Source organism: Streptomyces sp. NPDC054840, assembly GCF_053611065.1.
On record NZ_JBSGZP010000207.1, the window covers coordinates 1 to 10,864 of the forward strand.

13 protein-coding genes and 3 tRNA genes are annotated in these 10,864 nt (G+C 70.9%); 12 read left to right on the forward strand and 4 right to left on the reverse strand.

Annotation, left to right across the window (positions count from 1 at the left end; translation table 11 throughout):
- Positions 1 to 65 precede the first annotated feature (65 nt).
- Positions 66 to 554, reverse strand: coding sequence for a YajQ family cyclic di-GMP-binding protein (locus ACWGIU_RS16895; RefSeq protein WP_392062229.1), 489 nt, complete (start codon positions 552 to 554; stop codon positions 66 to 68).
- Between the two features lie 200 nt (positions 555 to 754).
- On the opposite strand from ACWGIU_RS16895, the gene ACWGIU_RS16900 reads away from it, so the two are divergent.
- Both ACWGIU_RS16900 and ACWGIU_RS16905 read left to right on the forward strand, forming a co-directional pair.
- Positions 755 to 836: transfer RNA gene (locus ACWGIU_RS16900), tRNA-Tyr, on the forward strand.
- A 296-nt stretch (positions 837 to 1,132) separates the two neighbouring features.
- Positions 1,133 to 1,525: a DUF3574 domain-containing protein gene (locus ACWGIU_RS16905; protein WP_453706537.1), complete on the forward strand. Its 393-nt coding sequence runs from the start codon at positions 1,133 to 1,135 to the stop codon at positions 1,523 to 1,525.
- A gap of 62 nt (positions 1,526 to 1,587) precedes the next feature.
- Here ACWGIU_RS16905 and ACWGIU_RS16910 read toward each other — a convergent pair whose 3' ends face one another.
- Complete coding sequence (locus ACWGIU_RS16910; protein WP_453706539.1) at positions 1,588 to 2,244, reverse strand: SDR family oxidoreductase; 657 nt, start codon at positions 2,242 to 2,244, stop codon at positions 1,588 to 1,590.
- Between the two features lie 53 nt (positions 2,245 to 2,297).
- Positions 2,298 to 3,566, reverse strand: coding sequence for an amidohydrolase family protein (locus ACWGIU_RS16915; RefSeq protein ID WP_453706541.1), 1,269 nt, complete (start codon positions 3,564 to 3,566; stop codon positions 2,298 to 2,300).
- Positions 3,567 to 3,910: 344 nt separating this feature from the next.
- Here ACWGIU_RS16915 and ACWGIU_RS16920 point away from each other — a divergent pair.
- From ACWGIU_RS16920 to ACWGIU_RS16965, 10 genes are all read left to right on the forward strand, one after another.
- Positions 3,911 to 3,983: transfer RNA gene (locus tag ACWGIU_RS16920), tRNA-Thr, on the forward strand.
- A gap of 48 nt (positions 3,984 to 4,031) precedes the next feature.
- A tRNA-Met gene (locus tag ACWGIU_RS16925) sits at positions 4,032 to 4,104 on the forward strand.
- A gap of 88 nt (positions 4,105 to 4,192) precedes the next feature.
- Positions 4,193 to 4,357, forward strand: coding sequence for a 50S ribosomal protein L33 (gene rpmG / locus ACWGIU_RS16930; RefSeq protein WP_003956487.1), 165 nt, complete (start codon positions 4,193 to 4,195; stop codon positions 4,355 to 4,357).
- A 137-nt stretch (positions 4,358 to 4,494) separates the two neighbouring features.
- Positions 4,495 to 4,947, forward strand: coding sequence for an FAS1-like dehydratase domain-containing protein (locus ACWGIU_RS16935; protein ID WP_453706543.1), 453 nt, complete (start codon positions 4,495 to 4,497; stop codon positions 4,945 to 4,947).
- A 1-nt stretch (position 4,948) separates the two neighbouring features.
- A complete protein-coding gene (locus ACWGIU_RS16940) occupies positions 4,949 to 5,377 on the forward strand; it encodes a MaoC family dehydratase (RefSeq protein ID WP_453706545.1) in 429 nt (142 codons plus the stop codon).
- 160 nt (positions 5,378 to 5,537) lie between these two features.
- The gene (locus ACWGIU_RS16945) at positions 5,538 to 6,107 is read left to right on the forward strand and encodes a TetR/AcrR family transcriptional regulator (protein ID WP_453706547.1); all 570 of its coding nucleotides are present in this window, start codon (positions 5,538 to 5,540) and stop codon (positions 6,105 to 6,107) included.
- A gap of 86 nt (positions 6,108 to 6,193) precedes the next feature.
- Positions 6,194 to 7,642, forward strand: coding sequence for an MFS transporter (locus ACWGIU_RS16950; RefSeq protein ID WP_453706549.1), 1,449 nt, complete (start codon positions 6,194 to 6,196; stop codon positions 7,640 to 7,642).
- Positions 7,643 to 7,691: 49 nt separating this feature from the next.
- Entirely contained in the window at positions 7,692 to 8,090 is a 399-nt protein-coding gene (locus tag ACWGIU_RS16955) for a DUF3291 domain-containing protein (protein ID WP_453706551.1), read from the forward strand.
- Between the two features lie 79 nt (positions 8,091 to 8,169).
- Positions 8,170 to 9,225 carry a UDP-N-acetylmuramate dehydrogenase gene (locus ACWGIU_RS16960; protein WP_453706553.1) on the forward strand — a complete coding sequence of 352 codons (1,056 nt, stop codon included), beginning with the start codon at positions 8,170 to 8,172 and terminating at the stop codon, positions 9,223 to 9,225.
- Between the two features lie 16 nt (positions 9,226 to 9,241).
- The gene (locus tag ACWGIU_RS16965) at positions 9,242 to 9,658 is read left to right on the forward strand and encodes a hypothetical protein (RefSeq protein WP_030011236.1); all 417 of its coding nucleotides are present in this window, start codon (positions 9,242 to 9,244) and stop codon (positions 9,656 to 9,658) included.
- Here ACWGIU_RS16965 and ACWGIU_RS16970 read toward each other — a convergent pair.
- Positions 9,648 to 10,667 (reverse strand): adenosine deaminase, encoded by a 1,020-nt coding sequence (locus ACWGIU_RS16970; RefSeq protein ID WP_453706555.1) that lies wholly within the window; start codon positions 10,665 to 10,667, stop codon positions 9,648 to 9,650. The genes ACWGIU_RS16965 and ACWGIU_RS16970 overlap by 11 nt on opposite strands.
- Positions 10,668 to 10,864: the final 197 nt, after the last annotated feature.

A 10,864-nucleotide genomic window follows, 5' to 3' on the forward strand; every position in this document is an offset into this window, starting at 1 on the left:
GGTGAGGACCGCCGGGCCGGCGTGGGGCAGGTCGCGTGACCAGCGGGCAGGTCGCGTAACCAGGGTCAGCGGTAGTTCACGAACTGGATCGCGAAGTCCAGTTCCTTGCCCTTGAGCAGCGCCTGGACCTCCTGGAGGTCGTCACGGCTCTTGGAGCTGACGCGCAGCTCCTCGCCCTGGACCTGGGCCTTGACGCCCTTGGGACCCTCGTCCCGGATGATCTTCGCGACCTTCTTGGCGTTCTCCTGGGAGATGCCCTCCTCGATGGTGGCGAAGATCTTGTACTCCTTACCGGACAGCTGCGGCTCCCCGGCGTCCAGCGCCTTCAGTGAGATCCCGCGCTTGACCAGCTTGGTCTCGAAGACGTCGAGGACGGCCTTCACGCGCTCCTCGGAGTTCGCCTCCATCAGGATCTTCTCGCCGGACCAGGCGATGGTGGCGCCGGTGCCCTTGAAGTCGTAGCGCTGCGAGAGCTCCTTGGCGGCCTGGTTGAGGGCGTTGTCGACCTCCTGCCGCTCGACCTTCGAGACGATGTCGAAACTGGAGTCGGCCATGTGCTGTGGCTCCTTGAAGTCGGTTGTGATCACCCCGGAGGGCGCGGCCGGACATGCCCGGACCGCTCGGCAAAGCCTAGCCACCACACCCACCCCCGGCGCTGATCAATCCGGTGGTGAAGCACCCCCGGTCATCAGGTATCGTTTACGTCGTTGCCAGGGAGCGCTGCCGCAAGGCGGAGAAAATGGCAGCAAATCTTGGCGGTGTGCCCGAGTGGCCAAAGGGAGCAGACTGTAAATCTGCCGGCTCAGCCTACCCAGGTTCGAACCCTGGCGCCGCCACGCGAGTGGAACCCCCGTTCATCTGCGGAAACGCAGCGAACGGGGGTTCTTTCGTTTCCCGCCTCTCGCACATTGCTCCGGGCAGATGAGCTCCTCACCCGACCGGGCCACAGCCCCGGCCCTCAGTCATCTGCCGGTAGCCGCACCCGAGCACCGCCCGTGCCCCCGGACGGGCGGGCTTCCCGCCGTCGCCCGACGTCGCGCCGATCACGGCCGCAACGTCGGCGGCTCCTGTTCGTTCACCAGGGGTGAAATGGACATCTGACACGCGCGGGAAGGTCGGCGGTGGGGTTCTCATGGCCCTGCTCGGCGCAGGGATTCCGGCTCTGGTGGGAGCGGCCCTCCACACGGACGTGGGGCAGCCCCACCAGGAGACCCGGCTGTACTTCGGCACCCAGCGGGCCGACGGCCGCAACCCCGTGGAGGAACGCGAGTTCATGAGGTTCCTGGACCTGGAGATCACCCCGGCCTTCCCCGAGGGGCTGACCCTCCACGACGGGTACGGCCAATGGCGCGGCCAGGACGGCAAGATCGTCCACGAGACCTCGTACGAGGTGGTCCTGCTCTACCCGGAGAAGGAGGCCGACGAGCGCAGCACGCGCATCGAACGGATCCGGCAGGCGTACGAGGACCGGTACCAGCAGGATTCCGTCGGCCGGTCCGACGACAAGATCAGCGCCGGGTTCTGAACCGCCCGCCGGCCCGCCCGCCGACCCGCCCGCCGGCCCGCCGGACTGCCGGGGCTTCGGCCTCAGTTGCCCGCCACGCCCTTCACGGCCACCTGTACCGGTGTCGATCCGGAGACCAGTTCCAGGGTCAGGCCCGCCGTCGCCGGGGTCTCGACCAGCTCGGCCAGCACCGCCGCCGCGTCGTCGCGCGGGACGGCCCCGGGGCCCGTCCGCACTTCCAGACGGACCAGGCCCGTCCCGGCGTCGTCGATCAGTGAACCGGGGCGCAGGACGGTCCACTCCAGGCCCAGCCGGGTCCGTACGTGGTCATCGGCCTCGCCCTTGGCCCGCAGGTACGCGTCGAAGACCTCGTCACCTTCGTGATGCGCGTCCGCACCCATCGAAGAGACCATCAGGAAGCGCCGTACACGGGCCCGTTCGGCGGCGTCGGCGAACAGCACCGCCGCGCCCCGGTCCACGGTGTCCTTCCGCCCGATGCCGCTGCCGGGTCCCGCACCGGCCGCGAACACCGCCACGTCCGCGCCCTGCAGAATTCCCGCCACGTGCTCCACTGAGGCCGATTCCAGATCGCAGAGCACCGGCTCGGCGCCCGCCTGCCTCAGGTCGTCGCCCTGTGCCGGATCGCGGACGATGCCCGCGATCTCGTACCCGCGCGCGGCGAGCAGGCGCTCCAGCCGCAGCGCGATCTGACCGTGTCCACCCGCGATGACGATGCGCATGATCCGACCGTACGACGAGCCGGGCGCCGACGCCCGCGAGCGGACGGCGAACTTCAGGGCCCCGGCTCCGTACGGCCCTGCCGGGGCAGGTCCAAGGCCACCGCGACGGCGGAGTCGCAGTACTCCCGTACGGCACTCGTACGGGCTACCACCCGCCCTCGGTGGATCACGATCCGGCTGTAGGCGAGGGACAGCACGCCCGTGATCCGGTCCCCGCGAACGGCGAGCAGCTCCGCCGGGAAACCCGCCTCCACCCGGACCTCGGGCAGGCCCATGGCCTCGCGGGCGCAGCCGCTGACGGACTCGTAGGCCTCGGCGGCCCGGAGCCCTCCCTGGGAGGCCAGCAGATAGGCGGCCTCCAGCGGGTCCCCGCGGCCGACGGGGTTCCCGGCGTCCCGCAGCGCCCCGCTGCCGGCCGCGACGCGCACGCCGGCGGCCCGCAGCAGCCGGACGGGGGCGGTGCGCAGGCCGCGGCGTTCCAGGGCCGCGCAGTCGCCCTGGGGCAGGCAGGTCACCCGTACGCCGGCCGCGGCCAGTTGGTCGGCGGCGCGGGCGGCCGCGTCCAGCGGGAGCCGGGCCAGACCACCGCAGGGTCCGATGGTCACGCCGGGCCGCAGCCCGCCGGCCATCGCCGCGAGCCGGGCGAGGCGACCAGGTTCGTCACCGTCCGTGTGCAGATCCACGGGGCAGCCGTGCTCGGCGGCGAGTTCCAGGACGGCTTCCAGGAAGCCCGCCGGGTCCGGGTCCAGGTCCGGGCAGCCGCCGATCACGGACGCGCCCATCTTGACCGCGTCCCGCAGCATGGCCAGCCCTTCGCTGCCGGCCACTCCGGTCAGCAGCCGGGGAACGGCCACGGCGGTGAGATCGGCGAGCCCGCGCAGGGAGCGGCGGGCCTGGAGCACGGCTTCCATGGGACCGAGGCCGTGCACGTCGCCGATGCGGACGTGGGAGCGGACGGCGGTGGCGCCGTGGCCGAGCTGGAGCAGGGCGGCTTCGGTGGCTCGGCGCTGGACCTCGTCGGGGGTGTAGGACACGGGCCCGTCGGCGTCGGCGGTCAACGCGGTGTCCCCGTGGGCGTGCGGCTCGGCGGGGGCGGGGAGCAGCAGGTAGCCGGTCAGGTCCACCCGGGACAGCGCGGGGGCGGGCAGGCTGCCCGCGGTGCCGACGGCCTGGATCCGGCCGCCGCCGAGGCGGACGTCGACGGTACGGCCGTCGGTGAGGCACGCCCCGGTGAGCAGCAGGTCGGTGGCCTCGGCGGCGGCCGCGTTGCCGTTTCCGCTGCGGGGCGGCTGGAACGGCTGCTGCGGCTGGCTGTCGGACATCGCGCTCCTGCGGTGGCTCGGGCGGTTCCTGGAGCCGTGGCCCGCGGCCCAAGATCACGCAGCGTGCTCAGAGCCTAGGGCGTGGCGCACCCGGCTTCGCGGAAGAGCGCAATAGTCGTACCGGTGTGGTGCCACGCGCCGGGGCGCCCGCGTGTGCGCCCCACGGGCCGCCAAGGCTTTTGATCGGCGGCCGTCGGAGGGTGAGCTCGCTCACAATCTGCCCGAAAAGTGGGTCGGGAGTGATCCATGGGTTGATCGAGGGGGGCTCGCGAACCCCCTCGGAGCCCTGTCCTCCCAAAGGATTTGGGCGATCGGCAGGCAACCGTGTAATGTCTTCATCGCTCGCCCCAATAGCTCAGTCGGTAGAGCGTCTCCATGGTAAGGAGAAGGTCTGCGGTTCGATTCCGCATTGGGGCTCTGGTGAGAGAGGTTCCCCGCCCTCGGGTGGGGAGCTGATCACATCAAAGCGGCGTAGCTCAGTCGGTAGAGCAAGCGGCTCATAATCGCTGTGTCACCGGTTCAAGTCCGGTCGCCGCTACACACAGTAGCCGATTGCGGGGTCGGTCTCCCGGTCGGCTACTCTTGTATGCGTTCATCCGTCCCAATTTCCGTCAAGGAGCACTCACGTGGCTGCCACCGACGTCCGCCCGAAGATCACGCTGGCCTGCGTGGAGTGCAAGGAGCGGAACTACATCACCAAGAAGAACCGGCGTAACAACCCGGACCGTCTTGAGATGAAGAAGCACTGCCCGCGCTGCAACTCGCACACCGCGCACCGCGAGACCCGCTGACCCCAGCGAAGTCTCGAATAACAGGCACAGTCATGAGGTCGTCCCCTTCATTGGGGGCGGCCTCATGTCGTTTCCGTGCCCGTTCCCGTCTTTAGTTCTTACGTCATTCGTGTCCCTTCAACAGGAGGTAGTGAGTCATGGCTCTCGACCAGTCCTTCGTGGGGCGGAGCTACCCGCCCACCGATCCGTACGAGGTCGGCCGGGAGAAGATCCGCGAATTCGCGGCTGCGGTGGGGGATGCCAATCCCGTCTACAGCGATCCCGAGGCCGCGAAGTCGTACGGCTACCCCGATGTGATCGCTCCGCCCACTTTTGTGTTTGCGATCACTTTCAAGGCCGCCGGCCAGGTCGTCGAAGACCCGCAGCTGGGACTGGACTACAGCCGGGTCGTGCATGGCGACCAGAAGTTCGCTTACTCCCGCCCGGTGCGTGCCGGTGACCGGCTGTCGGTGGTCTCCACCATCGAGTCCGTGAAGTCGCTCGCGGGCAATGACGTCATCGACATCCGCGGCGAGGTCCACGACGAGACCGGCGAGCATGTGGTGACGGCGTGGACGAAGCTCGTCTCCCGCGCCCCCGAGGAGGCCTGACATGGCAGCGCAGATCCAGTACGTCGATGTCGAGGTCGGCACCGAGCTGCCGGCGGCGTCCTTCCCCGTGACGCGCGCCACGCTGGTCCAGTACGCGGGCGCCTCGGGCGACTTCAACCCGATCCACTGGAACGAGAAGTTCGCCAAGGAGGTCGGGCTGCCGGACGTGATCGCGCACGGCATGTTCACCATGGCCGAGGCGATCCGCGTGGTCACCGACTGGGTCGGCGACCCGGGCGCGGTGGTCGAGTACGGCGTGCGCTTCACCAGGCCGGTCGTGGTCCCCAACGACGACCGGGGCGGGCTGATCGAGGTCACCGGGAAGGTAGCCGCGAAGCTGGACGGCAACCGCGTCCGGGTCGACCTGACGGCCATGAGCGCGGGCCAGAAGGTTCTGGGCATGTCCCGCGCGGTGGTCGAACTGGCCTGAGCCGACGACGCGAAGCCAGCGGGGCGGGGGCGCCGGAGTGACGCCTCCGCCCTTTTCGTGGGGCGCGGCGGGGGCTTCCCGGCCCCGCGGAGGGTCGCGGTCCGCAGACCGCCTGCCCCGCCCCTTGACGTGGTTAGTGATTGAGCACTAACTTTGCCTCATGGTCAGGATGAGCGCGGACGAGCGACGTGAGAGTGTCATCCGGGCGGCGATGCACGAGTTCGCCCAGGGTGGCTACTACGGCACGTCCACCGAGGCGATCGCCAAACGGGTCGGTGTCTCGCAGCCTTATCTGTTCAGGCTCTTCCCCAATAAGCAGGCGATCTTCCTGGCCGCTTCCGAGCGCTGCCTGAGGGATACGCGGGAGGTCTTCGCCGCCGCCGTCGAAGGCTTGTGCGGCGAAGAGGCCCAACAGGCCATGGCCGACGCGTACACCCAGCTGATCGTCGAGGATCCCGACAAGCTCCAGATGCAGCTCCAGATGTACGTCACCGTCGCCGCCGCCGAGGCGGCCGGGGATCACGAGCTCGGTGAGCTGGTCCGCAAGGGCTGGATGGAACTGTGGGACACCGTGCACGTGCCGCTCGGTGCGGACGCGGGTGCGACCACGACCTTCATGGCGTACGGGATGCTCATCAACACCCTCGCCGCCATGGGGTTCCCGCCTGATCACCGGGTCTGGCAGGGCCTCTACCCCGACGCCCGGGTCAAGGGCCGCCTGGAGAAGTGAGTGCATTCCGTGCCGGCTGCCCGGCGCGGTTTCGTGTGACCGATGAAGTTAGTCAGCAATAACTAACCATAGCCGCAGGGGGAACCGTGAACACACCCGACACCGACACCAAGCTCCGCGGGCCCGCCGTGTGGGCCCTGATCCTCACCGGCGTGGCCAGCTTCATGGCCGCACTCGACAACCTGGTCGTCACCACCGCCCTCCCCGCCATCCGGGAGGACCTCGGCGGCAAGCTGGAGGACCTGGAATGGACGGTGAACGCGTACACGCTCACCTTCGCCGTCCTCCTTATGTTCGGTGCAGCCCTCGGGGACCGCTTCGGTCGCCGCCGGCTGTTCATCGTGGGCCTCGCGATCTTCACCGGCGCCTCCGCCGCAGCCGCGCTCTCGCCCGGCATCGACGCGCTCATCGCCTCCCGCGCCGTGCAGGGCGTCGGCGCGGCGATCATGATGCCGCTCACCCTCACCCTGCTCACCGCCGCCGTTCCGGCCGCCCGCCGCGGCATGGCCCTCGGGATCTACGGCGCCGTCACCGGCCTCGCCGTCGCCAGCGGCCCCCTCATCGGCGGCAGCCTCACCGAGCACATCTCCTGGCAGTGGATCTTCTGGCTCAACGTGCCGATAGGTCTCGCCCTGATCCCGCTCGCCCGCCTGCGCCTCGCCGAGTCCACCGCCCCCGGCGCGCGCCTCGACGTCCCCGGCACCCTGCTCATCAGCGGCGGCCTCTTCGGCATCGTCTACGCCCTGGTCAACGCCAACTCCGACGGCTGGACCAGCGCCACCGTCCTGACAGGCCTGATTGTCGGTGCCGCGCTCGTGGGCGGCTTCATCCACCACGGCTTCACCAACGCCAACCCCGTGCTCCCCATGCGGCTCTTCCGCGACCGCGGCTTCCTCGGGATCAACCTGGCCAGCCTGCTGATGTTCCTCGGCATGTTCGGCTCGATCTTCCTGCTCAGCCAGTTCCTCCAGGGCGTCGCCGGCTACTCGCCCACCGAGGCCGGCCTGCGCATGCTCCCCTGGACCGGAATGCCGATGATCGTCGCCCCGCTGGCCGGGATCCTCTCCGACCGCATCGGCGGCCGGCCCGTCGTGGCCGCCGGGCTCGCCTTCCAGGCCCTCGGTCTCGGCTGGTTCGCCGCGATCCTGAGCGTGGACGTCTCGTACGCGGCCCAGCTCCCGCCGCTGGTCCTCAGCGGGATCGGTATGGCCCTCTACTTCGCCCCCGCGGCCAACGTCCTGATGTCCACCGTCGCCCCGGCGGACCAGGGCAAGGCCTCCGGCACCAACAACGCCCTGCGCGAGGTCGGCGGAGCCCTCGGCGTCGCCGTCCTGGCCTCGGTCTTCTCCGCCCAGGGCGGCTACGAATCCCCGCAGGCCTTCACCGACGGCACCATCCCCGCCCTGTGGATCGGCGCCGGCGCGGTCGCCCTCGCCGCCGCCCTGGCCCTGCTGGTGCCCCGTAAGGCCAAGGCCCTCCAGGCCCCCGCCGACCGGCCCGTCCCCGCCCCGGAGAAGGTCCCCGCCGCGCGCTGACCGCGCCCGCACCCCGCCCCGTAAGCCGCACAGCGAAGGAGCGCCCGCCATGCCCGACATCCCCTGGTCCACGCCCACCCAGGCCGCCCCCGACGCCGAGGTCTACGTCATGGCCTCCCGCTTCGAGACCGCCACGCTCGCCGGCGCCGTCAGGTTCTTCCTCAAGGCGCCCGGCATCATCCGCCAGATCCGCAAGGCCCCTGGTGCCCACGGCGTCGCCCTGCGCGCCCGCGTCTTCGGCCGGACCTTCCTCACCCTCTCCGCGTGGGAGGACCGGGACGCGCTCCACCGCTTCGCCCGCAGCGAGCCCCACCGCTCCAGCTCCCGCGCCGCCAGCGCGTACATGAAGGAATCCGCCTTCACGTACTGGACCGTGGGTGCCCGCGAACTCCCCCTCACCTGGGCCGAGGCCGAACGCCGCCTCGCCGAGCAGACGACGGGCCACTGACCCGGCCGGTACGGGGGACGAGTGAGCACGGTCCGTGGCCCGCAGGGATGCGAGGGGCACGGACCGTACTCTTGTCCACGTGCAGGAACTCCACGACGCCCCCCTCGCCCCGCTGACCACCTTCCGTCTCGGTGGTCCCGCCGCCCGCCTGGTCACCGCGACCACCGACGCCGAGGTCGTCGCCACCGTGCGCGCCGCGGACGAGAGCGGCACCCCGCTCCTGGTCATCGGTGGCGGCAGTAACCTCGTCATCGGCGACCGGGGCTTCGACGGCACCGCCCTGCGCATCGCGACCACCGGCTTCACCCTCGACGGCACCACCCTCGAACTCGCCGCGGGCGAGAACTGGAGCGAGGCCGTCGCCCGCGCCGTCGAGGCCGGCCTCGCCGGCATCGAGTGCCTCGCCGGAATCCCCGGCTCGGCCGGCGCCACCCCGATCCAGAACGTCGGTGCGTACGGCCAGGAAGTGTGCGACACCATCACCGAGGTCGTCGCCTATGACCGCACCACCGGCGAAACGGTCACTCTGAGCGCCGCCGAATGTGCCTTCCGGTACCGCAACAGCACCTTCAAGGACCAGCCCGACCGCTATGTCGTCCTGCGCGTGCGCTTCGCCCTGGAGGACGCCGGCGGACTGTCCGCGCCGATCAAGTACCCCGAGACCGCCCGCGCCCTCGGCGTCGAGGCCGGCGACCGGGTCCCCGCCGCCACCGCCCGCGAGACGGTGCTGCGGCTGCGCGCCGGCAAGGGCATGGTCCTCGACCCCGCCGACCACGACACCTGGTCGGCCGGCTCCTTCTTCCACAACCCGATCCTGACCGACGAGGCCTACGCCGCCTTCCTCGCCCGCGCCCAGGACCGCCTCGGCGCCGACACCGCCCCGCCCGCGTACCCCGCCGGCGACGGCCGTACGAAGACCAGTGCCGCCTGGCTGATCGACAAGGCCGGTTTCACCAAGGGCTACGGCACCGGCCCGGCGCGCATCTCCACCAAGCACACCCTCGCGCTCACCAACCGCGGCGAGGCCACCACCGAGGATCTCCTCACCCTGGCCCGCGAGGTCGTCGCGGGCGTCCACGCGGCCTTCGGCGTCACCCTGGTCAACGAACCGGTGACGGTCGGCGTCAGCATCTGAGGAGTCCCGGCCGCCCATGCTCTGTCCGCTGCACGGGGCCGGTACGGACCCCACCCGTCTCGTGGGGCGCACGCTCAGCCGAGTCGTGGCGTCCTGGCACATCAGCGACGGCGAACGTTCCGAGGCGCCCCTCGACGTCTGGCTGATCGACAGCATCGGCGACACCATCCGCATCACCACCGGATCCGACCAGTGCCTCATCGTCGAGTCCGCCACCCCGCACGCGGCGTACGACATGGGGGAGTGGGGCCGTATCGAGGTCGGTGAGGACCTCGGCGACCACCCCTTCCTGCGGCACCTCGGCGAGACCGTCGCCTCGGTCGCCGAGTTCGCCCTGCCCGAGCAGGGCCGCACCCACCTGGAGATCGGCTTCCTGGACGGCGGGCGGGTACGCGCCGACTGCTACGAGGGGGACCTGCGGCTCACCCGGTGAGCCAGTGGTCGATCCCCGCCAGCAGTTTGGCCTGCACCTCCTCGGGCGCCGCACTGCCGCGCACCGACTGGCGGGCCAGCTCGGCGAGCTCCACGTCCGTGAAGGCGTGGTGGCGTCGGGCGATCTCGTACTGGGCCGCGAGCCGGGTCCCGAAGAGCAGCGGGTCGTCGGCGCCCAGCGCCATGGGGACCCCGGCCTCGAAGAGGGTGCGCAGCGGAACGTCCTCGGGGCGCTCGTAGACCCCGAGGGCCACGTTGGAGGCCGGGCAGACCTCACAGGTGATCTGCCGGTCGGCGAGCCGCTTGAGCAGCCGGGGATCCTCGGCGGCCCGCACCCCGTGCCCGATGCGGGAGGCGTGCAGATCGTCCAGGCAGTCGCGGACGGAGGACGGGCCGGTGAGCTCACCGCCGTGGGGGGCGGCGAGGAGGCCGCCCTCGCGGGCGATCGCGAAGGCCCGGTCGAAGTCGCGGGCCATGCCGCGGCGCTCGTCGTTGGAGAGGCCGAAGCCGACGATGCCGCGGTCGGCGTAGCGGACGGCGAGGCGGGCGAGGGTACGGGCGTCGAGAGGGTGCTTCATGCGGTTCGCGGCGATGAGGACCCGCATGCCGAGGCCGGTCTCGCGGGAGGCCGCGTCCACGGCGTCGAGGATGATCTCGACGGCCGGGATCATCCCGCCGAGCAGGGGAGCGTAGGACGTGGGATCCACCTGGATCTCCAGCCAGCCGCTGCCGTCCCGTACGTCCTCCTCCGCGGCCTCGCGGACCAGACGCCGGATGTCGTCGGGCTCGCGCAAACAGGAGCGGGCGGCGTCGTAGAGCCGCTGGAAGCGGAACCAGCCGCGCTCGTCGGTGGCGCGGAGCTTGGGCGGTTCCCCGGCCGTCAGGGCGTCGGGAAGGCGTACGCCGTACTTGTCGGCGAGCTCCAACAGGGTCGACGGCCGCATCGACCCGGTGAAGTGCAGGTGGAGATGGGCCTTGGGCAGAAGCGTGAGATCGCGTGCGTGCTCCATCCGGTGATCCTGCCGTACCGCTGCGCTCGGCGGGAGGGGGTTTTACCGATCGGGGGCTTGCGCGAACGCGTGAGCGGGTGCGGATCCGCCGCACGGGGCCTTCCGGGGCGCCACCCGGACCCCGCATCTCACACGCCGGCGGTGCTGGAAGGGGACGGCGGGCCGGAAACGCCCGGGCGGCGGCACCCCCTCAGGGG